Annotated in this window: 14 protein-coding genes; 5 read left to right on the plus strand and 9 right to left on the minus strand. The window is 71.8% G+C overall.

Annotated features, from left to right (window positions below; genetic code table 11):
- Nucleotides 1-357 precede the first annotated feature (357 nt).
- Nucleotides 358-1,695, plus strand: coding sequence for a hypothetical protein (locus ACIBHY_RS51290; protein ID WP_397310630.1), 1,338 nt, complete (start codon nucleotides 358-360; stop codon nucleotides 1,693-1,695).
- Between the two features lie 117 nt (nucleotides 1,696-1,812).
- On the opposite strand, the gene lanKC is transcribed toward ACIBHY_RS51290, so the two are convergent.
- The 8 genes from lanKC to ACIBHY_RS51330 form a co-directional block, all read right to left on the minus strand.
- Nucleotides 1,813-4,326 carry a class III lanthionine synthetase LanKC gene (gene lanKC, locus ACIBHY_RS51295; RefSeq protein ID WP_397310631.1) on the minus strand — a complete coding sequence of 838 codons (2,514 nt, stop codon included), beginning with the start codon at nucleotides 4,324-4,326 and terminating at the stop codon, nucleotides 1,813-1,815.
- Nucleotides 4,323-5,486, minus strand: a complete 1,164-nt coding sequence (locus ACIBHY_RS51300; RefSeq protein ID WP_397310632.1) for a cytochrome P450 — start codon at nucleotides 5,484-5,486, stop codon at nucleotides 4,323-4,325. The genes lanKC and ACIBHY_RS51300 overlap by 4 nt, the downstream gene beginning before the upstream one ends.
- Nucleotides 5,483-6,724, minus strand: a complete 1,242-nt coding sequence (locus ACIBHY_RS51305) for an MFS transporter (RefSeq protein ID WP_397310633.1) — start codon at nucleotides 6,722-6,724, stop codon at nucleotides 5,483-5,485. Before ACIBHY_RS51305 ends, ACIBHY_RS51300 begins: the two co-directional genes overlap by 4 nt.
- A gap of 172 nt (nucleotides 6,725-6,896) precedes the next feature.
- The gene (locus ACIBHY_RS51310) at nucleotides 6,897-9,491 is read right to left on the minus strand and encodes a family 78 glycoside hydrolase catalytic domain (protein ID WP_397310634.1); all 2,595 of its coding nucleotides are present in this window, start codon (nucleotides 9,489-9,491) and stop codon (nucleotides 6,897-6,899) included.
- Entirely contained in the window at nucleotides 9,488-10,477 is a 990-nt protein-coding gene (locus ACIBHY_RS51315) for a serine hydrolase domain-containing protein (protein ID WP_397310635.1), read from the minus strand. Before ACIBHY_RS51315 ends, ACIBHY_RS51310 begins: the two co-directional genes overlap by 4 nt.
- Nucleotides 10,474-11,292, minus strand: coding sequence for a carbohydrate ABC transporter permease (locus tag ACIBHY_RS51320; RefSeq protein ID WP_397258958.1), 819 nt, complete (start codon nucleotides 11,290-11,292; stop codon nucleotides 10,474-10,476). The genes ACIBHY_RS51315 and ACIBHY_RS51320 overlap by 4 nt, the downstream gene beginning before the upstream one ends.
- Nucleotides 11,289-12,143: a carbohydrate ABC transporter permease gene (locus ACIBHY_RS51325; protein WP_397258956.1), complete on the minus strand. Its 855-nt coding sequence runs from the start codon at nucleotides 12,141-12,143 to the stop codon at nucleotides 11,289-11,291. Before ACIBHY_RS51325 ends, ACIBHY_RS51320 begins: the two co-directional genes overlap by 4 nt.
- Entirely contained in the window at nucleotides 12,137-13,426 is a 1,290-nt protein-coding gene (locus ACIBHY_RS51330) for an ABC transporter substrate-binding protein (protein ID WP_397310636.1), read from the minus strand. The genes ACIBHY_RS51325 and ACIBHY_RS51330 overlap by 7 nt, the downstream gene beginning before the upstream one ends.
- A gap of 158 nt (nucleotides 13,427-13,584) precedes the next feature.
- On the opposite strand from ACIBHY_RS51330, the gene ACIBHY_RS51335 reads away from it, so the two are divergent.
- The 3 genes from ACIBHY_RS51335 (at nucleotide 13,585) to ACIBHY_RS51345 (ending at nucleotide 18,169) form a co-directional block, all read left to right on the plus strand.
- Nucleotides 13,585-14,595, plus strand: a complete 1,011-nt coding sequence (locus ACIBHY_RS51335) for a LacI family DNA-binding transcriptional regulator (protein ID WP_397310637.1) — start codon at nucleotides 13,585-13,587, stop codon at nucleotides 14,593-14,595.
- A gap of 101 nt (nucleotides 14,596-14,696) precedes the next feature.
- Nucleotides 14,697-16,280, plus strand: a complete 1,584-nt coding sequence (locus ACIBHY_RS51340) for a hypothetical protein (RefSeq protein ID WP_397258950.1) — start codon at nucleotides 14,697-14,699, stop codon at nucleotides 16,278-16,280.
- A 20-nt stretch (nucleotides 16,281-16,300) separates the two neighbouring features.
- Nucleotides 16,301-18,169 (plus strand): hypothetical protein, encoded by a 1,869-nt coding sequence (locus ACIBHY_RS51345; RefSeq protein WP_397258948.1) that lies wholly within the window; start codon nucleotides 16,301-16,303, stop codon nucleotides 18,167-18,169.
- Here ACIBHY_RS51345 and ACIBHY_RS51350 read toward each other — a convergent pair.
- The gene (locus tag ACIBHY_RS51350) at nucleotides 18,139-18,711 is read right to left on the minus strand and encodes a TetR/AcrR family transcriptional regulator (RefSeq protein WP_397258946.1); all 573 of its coding nucleotides are present in this window, start codon (nucleotides 18,709-18,711) and stop codon (nucleotides 18,139-18,141) included. The two genes, ACIBHY_RS51345 and ACIBHY_RS51350, sit on opposite strands and share 31 nt — an antisense overlap.
- A 180-nt stretch (nucleotides 18,712-18,891) precedes the next feature.
- On the opposite strand from ACIBHY_RS51350, the gene ACIBHY_RS51355 reads away from it, so the two are divergent.
- Nucleotides 18,892-19,752, plus strand: coding sequence for an alpha/beta hydrolase (locus ACIBHY_RS51355; RefSeq protein ID WP_397310678.1), 861 nt, complete (start codon nucleotides 18,892-18,894; stop codon nucleotides 19,750-19,752).
- Nucleotides 19,753-19,754: the final 2 nt, after the last annotated feature.

The following is a 19,754-nucleotide window of genomic DNA, read 5'->3' on the forward strand; positions in this document are numbered from 1 at the left end:
ACGTCTTCCGCGGCCTCATGCGCTGGGGATTCAGCATGATCGTCATCGCACCCCTGCTCACCTGGCTGATCTTCCTCGCGCCCAGCTGGTCCTGAGCCCGCGGCCAATTCTGTATCGACCTTAAGGCCGATATCAGGCAGCCTTTTCGAAACTATGTTCCCTTGAGGGTTGTGACTCCAGGTTTGTCTGAGGTAGAACTGACCTGGAGTTACGCAAGTCGCACCCGGCTGAAGACGTCGGCGAGCCGTACCGGAAGAGGGCCGATCGCGGCCGCCCGTGAACGCTCGCCCCGTCGGCAGCCGCCATGCCGCCCTGGAGTCCGCCGGAAGGCTTACTCCGGCACCCCCGAGGAGCCTCGTGCCGAGCTTGCTGCTGCCCATGTCCAGACATATCCCGTTTCTGGCGGTGCTGGTGTCCGCCATCGCCCTACGGGGACTGGCGATCCACGGCTACCCGCCCGCCCTGTTCTTCTGGGCAGACTCCTTCACCTATCTCAGGTCCGCGGCCGAACCCGTCCCTGGAACGTTCCGGCCGCTCGGATACTCCTTATTCCTGGCCGTGCTCGGCCCGGGGCAGAGCCTGGCGCTGGTGACGACCGTCCAGCACCTGCTCGGCCTGGGCCTGGCGGTGGCGGCGTACGCGCTGCTGCGCCGGCACGGCCTGCCCGGCTGGGGCGCGACGCTCGCGGTCACGCCCGTGCTGTACGACGAGTTCCTGATCCTGCTGGAGCACATGATCATGGCGGACGCCCTGTTCACCGTGCTGGCCACGGGCGGGATCGTGCTCCTGCTGCGCCGGATCACGCCCGTGTCGGGGGCCTGCGCCGGGCTGCTGCTCGCGCTGGCCACGCTCACCAGGACGATCGGCGCGGTCGTCCTGCTCCTCACCGCCGCCTACCTGCTGTGGCGCGGCCGGCAGGCCCTCATCCCCCACCTGCTCGCGGCCGGCGCGCCGCTCCTCGCCTACGCCTGCTGGATGGCGGCCACGAGCGGCACCTTCGGGCTCACCAAGTCCGAGGGCATCTTCCTGTGGTCGCGCACGATGAGCTTCGCCGACTGCTCGGTGATCAAGCCCGAGCCTCGGCTGGCGGTCCTGTGCCCCGACCAGCCCGTCGGCGAGCGACCGGCGGCGCCGTTCTGGCTGTGGCAGCCGGCGTCGCCCCTGTACAAGGTGCCGGGCGAGGACAGGAACGCCCTGGCCGGCCAGTTCGCCCGTACGGCCCTCGCCGCCCAGCCCGGCGACTACCTCGCCGCGGTCGGCAGGGACATGCGCTGGCTGCTGCGCTGGGAACGCACCACCGACAGAAGCGTCGCCGTCAGGAAGACCAACCCGTACTGGTTCCCCTTCGAGCCGCGGCCGCTCAAGGACGGCGCGGCCGCCGCCTACGAGGGCGAACCGCTCCGGCCGCGCATCGCCGAGCCGTACGCCGGCCTGCTCCGCGCCTACCAGCGTTTCGGCTACCTGCCGATCCCGCTGCTGCTCGTGCTGCTCGCCGGCGCCCTGGCCACGGCGCTGATACGGCGCCGCCACGACGCTCTGCTGCCCGCGCTCGCGGCCACCGCGCTCATTCTGGCCCCGCTCTTCACCGCCGGCTTCGACGTGCGCTACGTCGTCCCGGCCATCCCGCTGGTCTGCGTGGCGGCCGGGCTCGCGGTGGTGCGGGGCGGACAACCCCGGGACGTTGCCCGCCCGTGAGCGCGTTCTAGTGGCAGTACGCGAGGATGCTCAACGAACTGAACACCACCTCGACCGAGGTGGCTTCCGTCGTCAGGGTCTGCAGTTCGAGGACCTGGGCCATGTTGTTCACCTCCTTCACGCGTGGGCAGGGAGCGGACCGGTCGCTGTGGTGACCGGCCCGAGCAGGGGGAGGACCTCGCGGGGCGTGGCGGCGGGCAGGACGAGCAGCACGCCGGCCGACCCCGTGGCCAGGTCCATGGACAGTCGCAAAAGCTGGTCTCCGGGAAAGGCGAGATGGCCCTCCCAGGCGGACGCGTGCCAGAGGAGACCGGCGGGATCGGCCTCGCCGTCCCCGGTGGCACGCTGAGCGTGGATGATGCCGGCCCGGCCGGTGAACAGGCCCGCGTGCGTGGTCATCGGCACGTCGCAGGCGCGGCGCAGGTCGTGCCCGGCCTGAGCCAGTTCCTCGTCGGCGCGGTGACGCAGCAACCGGTTCACGGCGACGGCGAGGCCCGCGCTGCCGCCGGCCAGGTAGGGCAGGAGCCGGCCGTCGTGGTTCATCTGGAGGGCTCCGGCGCCGTCGCGCTCGCAGGACGACAGGTCACGGCGGATGGCCGCGGCCGCCGGGTCGAGCCAGGCGGCGTCGCCGGTCACCTCGTACAGGCGCGCGAACGTCATGGCCTCACCGGCGCCGCCGTGCATGAGACCGGGGACAGCGGGCCGCGCGGAGGTGCCGGCCAGCTGTTCGGCCGCGGCGAGCGCGTGGCCGAGCAGTTCGCGTTCGCCGCCCTCCTCGGCGAAGTACACCAGGGACAGGATGGCTCCGGCGAGCCCGCCGTACAGATGACGCGTCGTCATGGGCAGCCGGAGGGCGCGGTCGAGCACGCGTCGCGCGTCGTGGTGACGGCCCAGCCGGTGCAGGGTCCAGGCGGCGCCGTGCAGGCCGTCGTAGAGACCGGGGCGAGGGTGTTCGAGGCGCAGCGCGCGCCGGGTCAGCCAGTCAAGATGATCATCCGGTACGGCGACGCCGCATGCGTGCAAGGCGTGCACCACACCGGCCGCGCCGTGCGCCAGCCCGATGCCGCCGTCGTGGAACTGCTCGGGGTCGCCGGGATAGAGCCGGTCGTCGCGGCCGGGTGTGGCACTGGCGAGGATGCCCCGGGCGACGGACGCCTGGACGGCGTCCCAGCCGGGCGGGTCCGCGACCGGCGGGGACGCTGCCACGCTACGGCCGTCCGACGCCGGCAGATGATCGCGGACGCGCTCCGCGAAGCCCTCAGGCAGGGGGAACGTGCTCGTGGCGACGTCCAGGAGCTGTTCCAGCTTGCCGGGGTCGCGGTCGAGCAGCATGGTCAGCGGCGCGAACAACCACAGCAGCAGCCGCCCGAACGCGTGCCGGTCGATGTCGGGCCCGCGCAGGTACGGCGGGGCCGCGAAGCCCGGCGCGCCCATCACCGCCGCCTGGGTCTCGCCCACGGGGAAGGCCGCTTCGAAGTCGACGAACGCCAGGCCGGAGCCGGCCCGGACGATGATGTTGTGCGGGTGCAGGTCGCCGTAGACGATCCCGGCCTCGTGCACTTCTCGCAGCATGTCCTCCACCCGCCGGGCCTGCTCCAGCGCCCAGACCGTGTATGAACGGGCCCCGCCGGGCGCGTGGCCCCTGGGCTTGATGCCGGGAAAGCGGAGGTTGAAGGTGGTGTACAGGGACTTGCCGGGGATGTACTCCATGATCAGGAAGTGGTGCTCCCACCACGTGCGATAGTCGTACACGGCGGGGACGAACCCCAGTGGCGCGAGACGGCGCAGGGTGTCGTGCTCACGCTGGAGCCGGGTGACGGCGTCCGCGCCGCCGCCGTCCAGGCCCGCGAGCGGGCGCGCCTCCTTCAGCAGCACCCGCGTGCCGGTGCGGCGATCCCGGCCGACGTAGACGCCTCCGCCGTTGGAGTGATGCAATGCCTGGTCGACCTCGTAGGGGAAGTCGTCCTGGCGTCCGGCGTCCCGCTCCGCCATGCGGCTGGTGAGGAACCCGGGCACCGGAGCCCAGGACGGCGGGCGGAAGCACGGCTCACGGGAGTCGGGCACCAGCCGGCCGCCGGGATCCTCGACAGCCGGGACGGTCCGGCCGTCGGCGCCGACGCAGTGGCGCTGCCGGAACCCCCCGTACCGGACGAACACCGGCGCCTCGTCCCAGCGCAGGTCGGTCAGGATGTACGGGCCGCGCCGGTCGCGCAGCAGAGCCGACAGCTCTTCCAGGGTTCGCCGGAGCTCGGCCGCCGGCGGGTAGACGGTAATCAGTTTGCCGCTGGACGAACGGGGCGCGTACTTGGCGTTGGTCAGGTGCAGCGCACGGCGGCCGCGCAGGAACTTGAACGCCAGCCGGCGGCGCACGCAGTAGTCGAAGACCTCTTCCACCGTCGTGTGCGCGTCGGCGAGCGTGGCCGAGACGTGGACCTTCCACCCCTGGTCGGGCAGCGGCTCGCCGCCCGGGAACAGCTCCACCCACAGTCCGCTGTGCGACAACTGCCAGCCGGGTGGCGGACGGTCGGCCTGAGCGAACCGGTCGTCGTCGTCGTCCAGATGCTCGGGTGCCTCGTAGAAGGTCTCATCGGCCTGGGAGAACAGCGCGTACCGGGTGAACTGCTCGATCATGACACCGCTCCCGTCGGGGTGACGACAAGCCGTTCCGGGCAGCGCACGGTCGCCTGCGGCCGGTAGCGCACCGGCGTCTCCAGCCGCAGCGACGGCAACCGGCGGGCCGCGGTGTCCAGCGCCGCCGAGAGCGTGGCCTTGGCGGTGAGCGAACCCAGGCAGGCGTGCGGGCCCCAGCCGAGTGCCAGGTGCGGGTTCTGCGCGCGATCCAGCATCAGCTCTTCCGGGCGCTCGAAGCGGGCGGGGTCGCGGTTGGCGGCGGCCAGCAGGAGCAGGACGATCTCACCGCGGCGTACGACGCGCCCGCCGACCTCGCCGTCGCGGGCGCAGATCCGCGCCAGCCCGTGTACGGGTCCGGCGTAGCGCAGCAGCTCGTTCAACGCCGTCCCGTCGAGTGCCCGTGCCGGATGGACGCCGGCCTCCTGCAGGGCGACGAAGGCGTTCGCGGCGGTGGCGTAGCTGGAGGTGTATCCGGCTGACAGAAATATCCGGACGCTGTGCCGTACCCACGAAGGCATCACCCCGGCGGGGGCGGGATCGCGGCTGAGGGCGCCCAGCAGTCCGGGCGCGTCCGGGCGGGCGCCGTCGAGCAGCCTGCCCACCAGGTCGCTCAGCTCGCCGCGCGCCCGCGCCGCCGCCCGCGCGCGCTCCGCGTCGAGGTGGGTGTCCATGCTGTACGCCACGGCCTCCGCGATGGCGCCGAGCTCGGCCAGGTCGCCTTCGGGCACCCCCAGCAGTTCGCCGACCGCGCTCATCGCCAGCGGCGCGAGGAAGTCGCCGATCAGGTCCGGCCGTGTCGATGTCATGAGGCGGCCGGCCAGGCGGTCCGCCCGTCGCGTCAGCTCGCGGGCGAGCGCCTCGTGGTTCTGCGTCCGGTACGCCGTCATCAGCAGGTTCCTGAGCGGGCCATGCCGGGGCGGATCGAGGTTCTGCACGCTCGCCAGCGCCTCGTCCATCGCGTAGCCCGCCGCGGCCGGATCGGCGGTGAAGCGTTCCGGCTCCCGCAGGATCGCCACGCAGTCGGCGTGGCGGCTGATCAGCCAGCAGCCCATGCGCTCGCTCCAATGGACCGGCTCCCGTTCACGCAGCCCGGCATAGAACGCGTACGGGTCGGCCAGGACCCCGGGCGACAGCAGGTCGGCGTCGAGCACGGAACTCATCGGCTCACCTCGGGCTTCATCGTCACGAGCGGGCCGGCGCCGCGCAGGGCGCGCGAGCCGGTGAGCACCAGCGCCAGCGCGGCGACCGTCCCCCCGAGGACCAGGAACGGCAGGGCGTGGCCACCCGCGTCCACCAGCGCGCCCGCGGCGAACAGCCCCAGCGGGGCCACCGAGCCGGCCACCAGCGCCCACGCGTTCTGGGCCCGTCCCTGCAGATGGTCAGGGGTGCGCAGGGCCTGCGCCGAACCGGCGACGACCACCGCGACCGGCGCCAGCGCGCTGCTCAAAGCGAGCAGGACCGCGATCAGCACGGGATTCAGCGTGGTCGCCAGCAACGCGATCAACATGCCCGACAGCCAGCTCACCCCGAGCAGAACGCGGCCGGGCGGCATCCGCTTCTGCACGTGGGCGGCCACCACCGCTCCCGCCAGCGCCCCCAGACCCGGCACCGCGACCACGATCCCGATCATCACCGAGGAGACGCCCGCCGCGGCGGTGGCCGTGACCACCGCCACGTACACGCCGCTGAACGCGAGGTTCAGGGTGGCCGCGATGATCACCGCCGGACGCAGGAAGGGCTCGCGCACCAGGAAGACCAGTCCGGCCACGACCTCGCCCGGACGCAGGCGGGGCCGCCGTCGCGGAGCTATGCGCTGCGGAGTGCGCAGCCGGGACACGAACACCGCCGACGCCAGGCACGCCACGGCGTCCAGCAGGAACGGCGCGGCCGGCCACAGCGCGAAGAGCAGCCCGCCGAGCGGCGGCCCCGCCAGGGTGACGACCGCCAGCCTGCCCTGCATGAAGGCGCCCGCGGTCGGAAGATCCTCATCGGGTACGGCCCGGCGCAGCGCGGCCGCCGCCGCACCGGTGAACAGGCTGGACAACGCGCTGATCACCGCCATCATCACGGCGAACAGGACCAGGTCGCCGCCGCCCGCGACCACGACGAGCGCGAAGGCGCCCATGATCGCCGCGCGCGCCACGTCGGAGCCGACCATCAGGACGCGGCGGTCGTAGCGGTCCGCGACGAACCCCGCGGGCAACCGGGCCGCCATGGTGGCCACCACGATGACCGCCATCAGCACACCGGCCGCGGTGGCCGAGCGCCCATCCGTGATGACCAGCAGCGGCAGCGCGAAACCGGACGCTGTGCTCCCCAGACCGGACACGGCCTGGGCGAGCCACAGTGCCCGGAAATCGTGGTTCCACAACGCGCCCGTACGGTGCACCTGATCCACACCCTCTCCGTGACAGGTGACGCACTTCTGGCCGAGCCATGCGATGGAACAGGATGAACGGAACGCGGGACGGAGCCCGCGCGACCAGCTACACCGAAAGCTTCGGGCACGTCGCGGCGGAGGCCACAACTCTGGTTGGTGGTCGCCGAACTTCAGGCGGACGCGCCACCCCTCACCGGCCCAGGTCGTCCCATTCCTGGAGCAGGTGGGCCGTGGCCGCCGCGGGGGCCGTGAACGACCAGCGGCCCGGCGGCAGGTTCAGGGCGCAGCCCCCGTCGGCCAGCCTGGTGGTCGGCAACTGCTCGCTGAGGCCCATGAGGAAGGTGCCGTTGACGGTCATCCCGTCCCAGGCGCCCCGCACGGGCAGCACCGCGCGGGCGCTCACGCCCTCCGGCACATCGAAGGTGAACTGGACCCCGTCGGGCCCGGCCCGCCAGCCCGACTCGACGGTCCCCGACGCGCTCGCGTAGCGGGCGTGCGCCTGGCGCAGCAGCGGGACGGGGCCGGGACGCAGCAGCAGTTCGCCGAAGCCGCCACCCGTCCCGCGCGGGTCGTCGCCCAGGCCCGCCACGTGCCGGAACAGCCAGTCGCCCACGCAGCCGTAGGCGTAGTGGTTGAAGGAGTTCATGGCCGGCGTCTGCAGGCCGTGCCGGTGGTGCCAGGCGTCCCAGCGCTCCCACATGGACGTCGCCCCGGCGCGGAGCTGGTAGCGCCAGGACGGGTAGCCCTCCTGGTTGAAGATCCGGCACGCCAGGTCGTGGTGGCCGGTCTCCGACAGCACGGGCAGCAGCAGCGGAGTGCCGACGAAGCCCGTCATGAGCCGGTGCCCGTCGGCGCGGACCAGTTCGCCCAGCGCCTGCGCCGACGCGGCCCGGTCCTCGGGCGGGACCAGGTCCCAGGCGAGGGCGACGGCGTAGCCGGTCTGCGTCTCGGTGTGCAGCCTCGGTCCGTTGAGGAAGGCCTGCTGGAAGGCGCCCGACACGCGGGTGAAGGCCTCGCCGTACTCCGGCGCGTGCGGTTCGCCGAGCACGTCGGCCACGTGCGCGACCAGGCGGAGACTGCGGGCGAGTGCGGCGGTGGCGATGAGGCTCTTGGGCGTCTCGACCGTGCCGGGGGCCAGCCAGTCGCCCAGGGCCCGGCCCGGCCTGATGCCCCCCTCGGCCTGGGCCAGGCAGTAGTCGGCCCAGCGCCGCATCGGGTCGTACGCGCGGCGCAGCGTACGGTCGTCGCCGTAGCGCCGCCACAGCAGCCACGGCACCTCGACCAGGGCGTCGGACCATACGGGAGAGTCGTAGCCGTACTCGGGCAGGACCGGCGCGACATGCGGGACCGCGCCGTCGGCCCGCTGCCCGTCGATCAGCGTCGTCACCCAGCCGGACAGGAACGCCTGCGTGTGCCGCAGGAAGCTGAGCGTCGAGCCGAACACCGAGATGTCGGCCGTCCAGCCGGCCCGCTCGTCGCGCTGCGGGCAGTCGGTCGGCACGCTCACCAGGTTGCCGTCCGCCGACGCGCCGATGTTGGCGACCAGCTGCCGTACGGCGGGATCGCTCACGGTCAGCGAGCCGGTGACGGCCAGAGCCGAGGACAGCAGCACCGCCTCCAGGTCGTCCGGCGTCAGCGTGCCCGGCCAGCCGGTGACCTCCGCGTAGCGGAACCCGTGCAGGGTGAACGCGGGCTCCGCGACGTGCGAGCCGGGGCCGAGGACGAACTCGTCACGCTGGTCCGCGGTGCGCAGGTTGTCGGTGTAGAGCCGCCCGGTCGCGGTCAGCTCCTCCCCGTGCCGCACCACGATCCGTACCGGGCCGGGCGCGTCGACGCGCAGCCGTACCCGCCCGACGACGTTGCGCCCGAAGTCGGCCACCTGGACGCCCGGCACGGGCTCGGTCACGGACACGGCGGGCACCGTGCCCGTCACCCGCACCGGGGGAGCGGGGTCGGCCTCCACCACGATCTCCGGGGCGGGGATCTCCACGGCGGGTCCCGCCTGCGCGGAAGGGGCCTGGACGGTCTCGCCCATCACCAGGTCGGCACGTGGACGGCCGAGATCACGCACGGTCCAGGTGGCGTCCGTGGCGGCCACGCGGCGGACCCCGCCGGAGTCCCGCACCAGCACCTGGGCGCTGGCGGCGGGCCGGTCGCCGTAGCGGCGCGGGCCGCCGCCGGCCACGTGACCCGCGTACCAGCCGGGCGCGAGCCACAGCTCCAGCTCGTTCTCACCGGGTACGAGCAGATCCGTGAGTTCCAGCAGCCGATAGCGCGTCCGGTGCCCGTAGTCGGTCCAGCCGGGGGCCAGTTCCTCCTCGCCCAGCCGTATCCCGTTGAGCAGCGCCCGGTAGAGGCCCAGCGCGGTGGCGGCCAGCCACGCGCGCCCGGACCGCCAGGTGAAGGACCCGCGCAGGCTCACCGCCGCCCGCGGGTCTCCGGCCAGCCACGGAGCGGTCCACTCTCCCCGCAGGCCCGTGGTGAACGCGCCGGTCGCGTGTCCTTCCACACTCCACGTGTACGGCATGAGCGGATCCAGCCGCTCACCCGGCACGTCCACGACGTTCGACCCGGCGGGCACGGACGACCGCCACACCTCACGCCCGTCCGCGGACACGGTGACGGCGGCCGCCGCGGGCAGCCGGGCGTCCCATGACAGCCTGGGCTCGTCCACGCCCACCGGATCCGCCAGACCACACGTCAGGCCCGCCCGCGCTCCGGGCGGAGCCGGACGGATGTAGGGCGTCTGCGCGCCCGAGACCTGGACCCCCGAATCCCGGTTCACGCATCGAGCCCGGTGGTGAAGGCGTTGTGCAGGCCGTCGACGTCGACGCCGGACAGGCTCGGCGCCATCACGTTGATCAGCAGCACGAAGCAGGCGTCCTGCTCCGGGTACATCCACCACTGGCAGCCGGAGGCGCCGCCGTGCCCGTACAGCCGCCGCTCCAGCAGGCCGGGGGCCGCGTTGCGCAGGTTCCAGGTGAGGCCCCAGTCCTGGCCGGCGTTGACCGGGTCGGGCTGCAGCTTGACCAGGCCCGTCGTCTGCGGGGTCGTCATGGCGGCCAGCGTGGTCGGGTGGATCAGCTCGCGGTCGCCGCGCAGCAGCGCCCCGCCCAGCGCCAGGAGGTCCTCGGCGCGGGAGAACAAGGCTCCCGCGGGGTGGCGGAGCCGTACGAACGCGTCGAAGTCGAAGCCGGGCCCGAGCAACTCGAGGCCGTGGACCTCGGCCGGATCGCACGCGGGATCGAACGTGATCCGCCCGCCGCCCGGAACCAGCGTGTTCAGGTCGGAGTCGATCACGTCTGCCACGTCGCGGCCCGTGACGTCGCGGACCATCTCCGCGATCCCGGCGAAGGCCAGGTTGGAGTACTGGCTGAGCGTGCCCGCCTCGAACATCGACGGCGCGGTGAGGAGGTGCTCCACCAGGCTGTCGGGCGTGAGCGTCTGCTCGGCGATGCCGCTGGTGTGGGTGAGCAGATGCCAGAGCGTCACGTCGGGCCGGGCGAAGCGCGGCAGCACGTCGCGCAGCGGGCGGCGCAGCGACAGCAGCCCGCGCTCGACCTGGCGCAGGGCGACCAGCCCCATCAGCGGCTTGGTCACCGAGAACAACGCGAAGTGGTCGTCGGTCCTGGTCGGGCGCCCGTCGTGCTCCCCGAACGCCTCCAGCACCTGGATCCCGCCGGAGGTGGCGGCGCCGAACACCGCGCACGGCAGCCGCCCCGCCTTGATCTCGCGCCTGACCCAGTCGAGCGCGAAGTCGTGAGTGGTCATCCCTTGAGTGCACCTTCCGTAAGACCGGCCAGGACGCGCTTCTGCGCGACGACGTACACCGCCACGAGAGGCAGCGTGGTGAGCAGGACGTGGGCGAAGACGAGGTTCCAGTTCAGGCTCTGCAAGGTGCCGGAGGCGAACTGGAACAGGCTCAGCGGCAGCGTGGCGTTCGCGCTGCCCTGGAGCAGGAAGAGGGCGAAGAAGAAGTCGTTCCAGACGTTGATGATCAGGATCACGCCGCCGACGAACAGCACGGGGCGCAGCAAAGGCAGCAGGACGCGGACGAAGACCTGCGGGCGCGAGGCGCCGTCGATGGCGGCGGCGTCCTCCAGGTCGCGGGGGAACGCCCGCACGAACCCGGTCGCCAGGAAGATCACGATGCCCAGGCGGCAGCCGGTCATCGTCAGCACGTAGCCGAGCGAACCGCCGTCCAGCGACAGCGCGCGCAGCAGGTAGACGGTCGGGATGATCGACGGCGGCAGAAGGATCGACAATCCCATCACGAAGTACGCCGCCTGCAGCCACCGCGACCGGCTGCGCCCGAACGCCCACGCCGCCGCCGCGCCCAGGAGCACCACGGCCACCACGATCGGCACGGTCACCTTGAGGCTGTTGAGCAGTCCCATCAGGTAGCCGCCCCGGTCGAGCACGACGCCGTAGTTCTCGGCGATCGCCCACGTCCTGGGCAGGCCGAGGCCCAGCTCGGCGGCCTCGCCCGCGGGTTTGAACGAGTTGACGACCACGAGCCAGATGGGCACGATCACCCACGGGATGGCGAAGAGCGTCAGCGCCGCGTACTTCACGAAAGCCTTCATCCCGTCACCTCCCTGCGCCGCAGCCACCACACCAGGGGAACGGCGGTGGCGATCACCAGCAACGTCACCGTGAACCCCAGCGCGCTGGCCGAGCCGAAGAAGCCCTGCCCCCACTGCTGGCGCATCACCACGTTCAGCGCCCGCGTGTGGTCGCCGGGCCCGCCGCCGGTGGTGGCGGCGATCACGTCGTACGCGCTGAGCGCGCCCACCAGCGTGACCGCCACGTTGAAGGTCAGCGCCGGGGCGAGCATCGGGAACACCACCCGCCGGAACCGGGTCCACGGCCCGGCCCCGTCGACGGTCGCCGACTCCAGCAGCGACTTCGGGATGGAGTTGAGTCCCGCGATGTAGACGAGGGTGATCAGCCCGCTCCACTTCCACGCGTCGATGAACGCGACCACCACCAGCGCGGTGGCCGGTTCGCCCAGCCACGCCCACTCCAGGCCGAGGAAGGAGTTGACCGCCCCGTCGGGGGCGAGCAGCCCGCGCCAGATGTATCCGGCGGCCAGCGGCGAGATGAGCGTCGGCAGGAAGAACGCCGAGCGGAAGACGGTGTTGATCCGGCTGGTCCGCTGCAGGGCCAGGGCCAGCGAGAGGCTGACCGTGTTCTGGATCGCCATGCAGAGGATCGCGTACAGCACGGTCACGGTGACCGCGTTGGCCAGCAGGTCCTGGTCGATCAGCGTGCGGACGTTGTCCAGCCCGTTCCAGGTGATCTCGGCGCGGAAGCTCGTCCAGGAGGAGAACGCGAACCGGACGTTGAGCAGGAACGGGGCGACGAAGAAGACCGTGACCAGCACGATCGCGGGCAGTGCCCACGGCAGCCAGGCCGCCCGGTTCCGCATCACCATCCGGGCAGCCCTGCCGCCTTGGCCGCCTGCTCGACCTGGCCCTGGAGCTGGGCCGCCGCCTTCTGCGGATCCTTCTGCCCGGCGATCAGCTCGGACATGAGCTGGGCCAGCCCGCCCATGCCGGGGATGTCGGAGTTGAAGGCGATGACCGCGCCGGTGTCGTAGGCCTTCTTGACGTCCCGCAGCACGGACGAGACGCCCTGCGGGTCGGGCACGTCCTTGAGGACGGGGAAGGTCTTGGACGCGGTGATGTACTCGGCGTAGGCCGGGCCGGTCATGAAGCGCACGAAGTCGAGCGAGGCCTTCTCCCGTGCCGCGTCACCGGTCTTCGGCAGGTAGAACGTTCCGATCGGGCCGGGCGCGTAGGTGACGAGCGGCTTGTCGCTCGACAGGCCGACGAAGCCGACGGACTCGTCGACGGTCTTCTGGTCGCCGCCCGCGGCCGCGAGGAGGGCCGGGAGCATGTCGGAGTGCTGGGCGACCATGGCGGCCTTGCCGGTCACGAGGGCTTTCATGGAGTCCTCGAACTTGGCGGTGACGATGTCCTTGTTGAAGCAGCCGTCGCTCTTCAGCTTGGCGTAGGCGGTCAGGCCGGAGACGAAGGGGGAGCCCGCGTCGGCCAGCGTGCTGCTGTGGCCGGCGATGGCCTTGCCGTACGCGTTGGACTGGTTGGCGCCCGCCAGGTAGAGGATGGGCAGGATCTGCACCGGCCAGATCGACCCGCCCGACTCGAAGACCGGTGTGACCCCGGCGGCCTTGAGCTTGGGGCAGGCGGCGGCGAGCTCGGCGAAGTTCGTGGGCGGGATCAGCCCGGCCTTGGTGAAGACCGTCTTGTTGTAGTAGAGGCCGAAGACCTGGGGGAAGCCGGTGATGGCGGCGTAGACCTTGCCGTTGACGGATCCGGCGGCCTGGTAGAGGTCGCCGGACCTGGCGATGTACGACTCGCCGGTCAGCTCGCGCAGGTTCTGGGCCGGGTTGAGGGCGAGCAGGCCGCTCACCGTGGCGTGGTACTCCAGGATGTCCGGGCGTTCGCCGGTGGCCCACTTGGTCTGGGTGGTGTCCTCGAAGCCGTCGGACGGGATCGACACGAGCTCGATCTTGTGGCCGGACTGCTTCTCGAACTTCTTGTACATCTCCAGCAGCGGCGCCGGGTCCGCGCTGTTGTGCCAGAGGGTCAGCTTCACCTGACCGGTCCCCTCCGGGGCGGAGGATCCGCAGCCGGAGAGTGACAGGGCGAGGACGGCGCCGAGTGCCGCGCCGAGCAGACGGGATGGTGCTCTCACGCCCGCCCTCCTGTTCATGTTGGGTAGTCTTCGTGTAGAACGTTCTCCATTGGTAGGGCATGAGAGAATAGCCCGTCAAGAGGTAGACCTGAGTAGCGGTGGAGAGCTAGCCTCCATTTTTAGAAATCGTTCTACGAAGACTCGACGAAGGACGGCGTGTGACGAGCGGACGGGTGACGATCGCCGATGTGGCCAGGCGGGCCGGGGTTTCCATGGCCGCCGTGTCCAAGGTGGTGCGCGGGGCCTACGGCGTGAGCGCGGAGATGCAGACCAAGGTAACGCAGGCCATCGACGAGCTGGGCTACCGTCCGCACGCCGCGGCCCGCGCCCTGCGCGGTCGCACCTACACCCTCGGCGTCATGCTCTCCGACACCCGCAACCCGTTCTTCCCCGACATCATCGAGGGCGTCACCGGCCGGCTGGGCGACACCGAGTACCAGGTGCTGCTCGGACCCGGCGGGATCGAGCCCAAGACGCAGGCCAGGATGACCGACGCCATGATCGACCGGAGCATGGACGGGCTCATCCTGATCTCGCCGGTCATGACGGACGCCGAACTCGCCGCCATCGCGACGGCCACCCCGGTCGTCGTGGTGGGCAGGCACGGCGGCGCCGCGGCCTACGACGCGGTCGTCGACGACGACGTGATGGGGGCCAGGCTCGTGGTCGACCACCTGGTCGGGCTCGGGCACACCCGGATCTCGCACATCACCCACCTGGAGCGGGCCCGCGCCCAGGGGCTGCCGCACACGGTGCGCGCCGAAGGCTACCGCCAGGCGATGCGCGCCCACGGGCTCGCCGACGACGTGCTGGCCACCTCCTTCACCGAGGTGGGCGGCTTCGAGGGCGCGCGGGAGCTGCTCGCCCGCGCCGACCGGCCCACGGCGATCTTCGCCGGGGCCGACATCGCGGCGCTCGGCGTGCTGCGCGCCGCCGACGAGGCGGGCCTGTCGGTGCCGGAGGACCTCTCCGTCGCCGGATACGACAACATCGGCATCGCCTCGCTGAAGCGCATCTCGCTCACCAGCGTCGACCAGGACGGGCACGTGATCGGGGCGACCGCCGCGCGCCTGCTCGTCGAACGCATCGAGGGGCGCACACGTTCGGTGACCTCGTCCGTGTCGCCCACGCTGATCGTCCGCGGAACCACCGGACCGCCTCGCCCCTGAGAACCGGGCCGCATGCCGGGGGACTGCCGCGGCCCACGCAGAAAAACGTTCCGGCCGTCACATGCCGTGCGTTAAAACGATTCAATGGAAGGACCCCCCACGTGAGACGACTCGCTCTCCTCGCCCTTCTCCTCCCGCTGGTCGCGCCCGCGCAACCGGCCTACGCTCAGACGTCCGCCGCCCTGGCCTGCCCGGTCAGGGTCGACCCCGCCGCGTTCGCCTCCGAGGCCCGCCTGAACACCCTGGCCGAGCAGCAGGAGGCGTTCGGCCCCAGGCCGACCGGCTCCACCGCGCACGCCGGCTACGTCGACTGGCTGGAGGACGAGATGGCGGCCATCCCCGGCCTCCAGTTCTCCTCCCTGCCCTACGACATCGACCGCTGGGACAGCCTCGGCACCGGCCTGACCGTCGGCGGCACGGCCGTGCAGGTCGCGGCCCCCGTGCCGTTCTCCTCCTCCACCGGAGCGGGCGGCGTCACCGCGCCGCTCGTCCACCTGGCCGCCGGCACGAACATCACCGCCGCCAACGCCGCCGGGAAGATCGTCGTCAGAGACCTGCCCTGGACCAACGTGCCCAACCTGCTCTTCTATCCGCTCGGCCTCGGCTACTCCATGTACGACCCGGGCATGACGATCAACCTGCTCGGCTCGGAGTCGATGGAGGCCCCGGCCGCGGCCGACGCCGACCTCAAGGCGGCCGCCGCCGCGGGCGCGGTGGGCGTGATCGAGGTCAGCCAGCTCCCGCACGCCCAGATCCAGGGCATGTACGCGCCCTACGAGGGCCTGCCGTACGGCGTGCCGGGCGCGTACGTCGGCGCCGACCAGGGCAAGCAGATCAAGGACGCGCTGGCCGCCGGTCAGCCGGTCCAGGCCCAGCTGACCGTGAACGCCGCCTGGACGCCGACGACCACCCGCACCCTGCTCGCGACGCTGCCCGGCGGGAGCGCCCAGAAGATCGTCGTGGAGAGCCACACCGACGGCATGAGCCCGGTGTGGGACAACGGCCCGCTCACCATGATCGAGATGGCCCGCTACCTGTCGACGCTCCCGGTGGAGTGCCGTCCGCGTACCGTGCAGTTCGCGTTCGTGACCGGCCACCTCTACCAGCACCTGACCGGTCCCAACGTGCGCGAAGGCGGCGCGGGCCAGCTCGCCGCCCAGCTCGACGCCGAGTACGACCAGGGCGGGGTCTCCTCCGTCGTCGTGCTCGAGCACCTCGGCGCCAAGCGCTACGACGCGGTCGCCAGGCCGAACGGCCTGCCGGGCAAGCAGCTCGTCGCCAGCCCCACCCTCACCGAACTGCTGATGGTCCCGGTCAGCGAGAGCACGCCGCTGCGCGAACTGGTCAAGGGCCACGTCCAGTACTGGGACGTGAAGCGCACCGCGGTCCTCAAGGGCCTGTCGGCGGCCGACCTCGGCACGGTGCCGCACCACTGCGGCTTCGGTGGCGAGGGCACGCCGTACAACCAGCACCTGCTGCCCGTCATCTCGCCCATCGCCGCGCCCAAGACGCTGTTCTCGCCGCAGTTCGGCGCCGAGGCGATCGACCTGCCGGCGATGCGCAAGGCGTCGCTCGCCTTCACCGACGTCGTGCTCGACCTCGGCCCGATGGCCCAGTCGGCCGTCGCGGGCGACGTGACCGCCATGCGCCAGCAGCGCGCCTCCGGTACGCCGGGGTGTGCGTGAGCATAGACAGGAGGACGCTCGTGCGCCGGCACACCATCGCCGACGCCGGGTGTCCGCTCACCGTGGGAAACGGGGAGTTCGCCTTCACCGCCGACGCGACCGGGTTGCAGACCTTCGCGCCGCTGGGCACGCAGGCGCAGTGGGGCTGGCACACGATGCCCAACCCCAGGGGCCACGTGCTGGAAGACGCGCTCACCGACTACGACGGCGTCGGCTATCCGGATCTGTATCCGGCCACCGAGGCGGGCGGCTGGCTGCACGTGAACCCGCACCGCCTGCATCTGGGCCGGATCGGCCTCGATGCCGGCCCCGCAGCCGTGCTCGGCCGGTCGAAGCAGACCCTCGACCTGTGGACCGGGCTGCTGTCCAGTTCCTTCGAGCTGGACGGCGTGCCGTACGAGGTGGAGACCGTCTGTCACCCCGAGCGGGACCTGCTGGCCATCCGCGTCGCGGGCGGCGCGATGATCAGGATCGCCTTCCCCTACGCCAGCGACGGCTGGCACACCACCGCCGACTGGGACAAACCCGGCAGGCACGCCACCACGCACGAGCAGGACGGCTCGCGCTGCGACTTCGTCCGGATCCTGGACGATGACCGCTACCACGTGGCCGCCGGGTGGGCGGGGCCGGCGCGGCTCACCTCGCCTGGACCTCACGTGTACCTGATCGAGAGCGAGGAACTCGTCGTCGAGTTCTCCCCGCGTCCCGTCAGCGGCGCTCTCCCGTCCTTCTCCCAGGTCAGTGCGGCCGCCGAGGAACACTGGGAGAGGTTCTGGACCAGCGGGGGAGCGGTGAGCTTCGAGGGCAGCGCCGACCCGCGGGCACCCGAGCTCGAACGCCGGGTCGTGCTCTCGCAGTACCTCACCGCGGTCAACTGCGCCGGCTCCACCCCGCCGCAGGAGACGGGCCTGGCCGTCAACTCCTGGAGCGGCAAGTTCCACCTGGAGATGCACTGGTGGCACGCCGCCCATTTCGCCCTGTGGGGCAGGCCGGAACTGCTGGAGCGCAGCCTGCCCTGGTACCGCGAGATCCTGCCGGCGGCCAGGGCCACGGCCGCGCGGCAGGGGTTCCGCGGCGCCCGCTGGCCCAAGCAGGTGGGGCCGGAGGGCAGGGAGAGCCCGAGCGAGATCGGCGCCTTCATCGTCTGGCAGCAGCCGCACCTGATCTACTTCGCCGAGCTGCTCCGCCGGGTGCGCCCGGAGGCGCTGGAGGACTACCGGGACCTGGTGTTCGAGACGGCCGCGTTCATGGCCTCCTTCGCGGGCGGCGGGCATCTGGGGCCGCCGCTGGTCCCGGCGCAGGAGTCCTACCACGAGTCCAGGCGGGTGGTGCGCGATCCCACGTTCGAGCTGGCCTATTGGTGGTGGGGGCTGGAGACGGCCCAGCGGTGGCGGGGCCTGCTCGGCCTCGATCCCGACCCGGAGTGGGCGCGGGTCCTGCGCGGCCTGGCCCGGCCGACGGTGCGCGACGGCGTCTACGCGGCCGTCGGCGTGGAGCCGTACACGATCAGGACCGATCACCCCTCGATGACCGGCGCGCTCGGGTTCGTGCCGCCGACCCCGCTGATCGACCCCGAGATCATGCGGGCCACCCTGCACGACGTGCTCGCCGACTGGGACCTGGAGAGCACCTGGGGCTGGGACTATCCGATGCTCGCCATGTGCGCGGCCAGGCTCGGCGAGCCCGGCACCGCCGTGGACGCGCTGCTGATGGACGCCCCGAAGAACACCTACCTGGCCAGCGGCCACAACCACCAGTGGCCCGATCTGCTGCCGCTCTACCTGCCGGGCAACGGCGGCCTGCTGGCCGCCGTCGCCCACATGGCGGCGTCGAAGTGCTTCCCGGAAGGCTGGCGGGTTCAGGCGGAAGGGGTGGTCGCGATGCCGTGATCGGGGCCGGCGAGCAGGGCGACCGTGTAGTGGTAGAGGTCGCCGGCCGACGACGTCAGGGTGGCGACGCGGCCCGCGCGCACCTCCGAGGCGATGAACTCGGTGGTCCCGTAGACGATCAGGCGGGGCACCGCGGCACGCAGCGGCGGCAGCGAGGGATCCTCCAGCCTGGCCCGCGCGGCCAGCGCCGCGAGCATGTCGAGGAAGGGCCGGTAGGCGGCCTCACGCTGCTCGACGGCCCGCTCACCCGCCCTCGGCAACTCCACGAAGTACGCCTGCGCGTACTCCGGGCGCTCCTGCCACCACCGCAGGTAGGCGTTCATCCCGAGCCGGAGCGCCTCGTTCCAGCGTTCGCCCGCACCCGACGCGGCCGTGGAGATCGAGTCGATCATCTCGGGCAGGTCGCGTTCGCATCCGGCGAGGAAGCACGCCTCCTTGTCGGCGAACTGGGCGTAGAAGGCGTTGCGCGAGACCCGCGCGGCGGCGATCACGTCCGGCACGCTCGTCGCGGTGTATCCACGCCTCGCGACGAGCTTCAGCATGGCCTCCACGAGGCGTTCCCGCTGGGAGGTGCGCACTGTGTCGGGGGAGAGTCCGTGCCGCCCTCTGGGGAGTGGCCGGGCCGCCGGAACTTCCTTCTGTTCATGTCTTGACATCGCTCACCGATCGTACTTCCCTCTGTTGGGAGACGTTCACGTCTCCAAATAATCTACGAGGTGACCATGGAGAACTTCACCCGTCGGCAGGCATTACGGGCAGGCGCGCTCGGCCTCATGTCGGCCGGATTCCTGTCGTCGACCACCGAGGCCGGCGCCGCCGCCTCCACGATCGAAACGATTTACAAGGCAGCGGGTCCGTGGCCGGTCGCCACCGGCACCTCGGGCGGGCACCGGCTCTACTACCCGTCGACCCTGGGCTCGGGCGGCGCCACCCACCCGATCGTCACCTGGGGCAACGGCTCGTGGGCCACTCCCGACAACTACCCGGGGCTGCTCAACCACCTCGCCTCCTGGGGCTTCGCGGTCGTCGCCTCCACCGACACGACCACGGGCACCGGCGCCGAGATCCTCGCCGCCGCCCAGCACCTCGCCGGTCTCAACACCGACCCGGCCAGCGTCTTCCACGGCAAGCTCAACACCGCCCAGGTCGCCGCCGTCGGGCACTCCCAGGGCGCGGGCGGATCCATCAACGCGGCCAACGACTCCGCCGGGCTGATCAAGACCGTCGTGCCGATCGCCGTGCCCGCGCCGTGGATGGCCAGTCCGGGGGACGAGTTCTCGGTCGCCGACCTGACCTGCCCGGTGCTCTTCCTCAGCGGCGCGAACGACTGGCTGATCTCCTCGGCCGCGACCGTGCAGGGCCACTACGACCAGGCCACCGCCGGAGCGGGCAAGGCGCTGCTCAAGGGCGCGGGACACAACGACATCCAGAACACCGGCGGGGCCTTCCTCGGCTACGTGACCGCCTGGCTCAGATACCGCCTCCAGTCCGACACCCAGGCCCGCGGGGCGTTCGCCGGCGCCACCCCCGAGCTTCCCACCAACACCGCCTGGCAGAACCAGGCCCTCAAGAACCTCACCTAGGA

Source organism: Nonomuraea sp. NPDC050547, assembly GCF_044457345.1.
Classification (GTDB): Bacteria; Actinomycetota; Actinomycetes; order Streptosporangiales; family Streptosporangiaceae; genus Nonomuraea.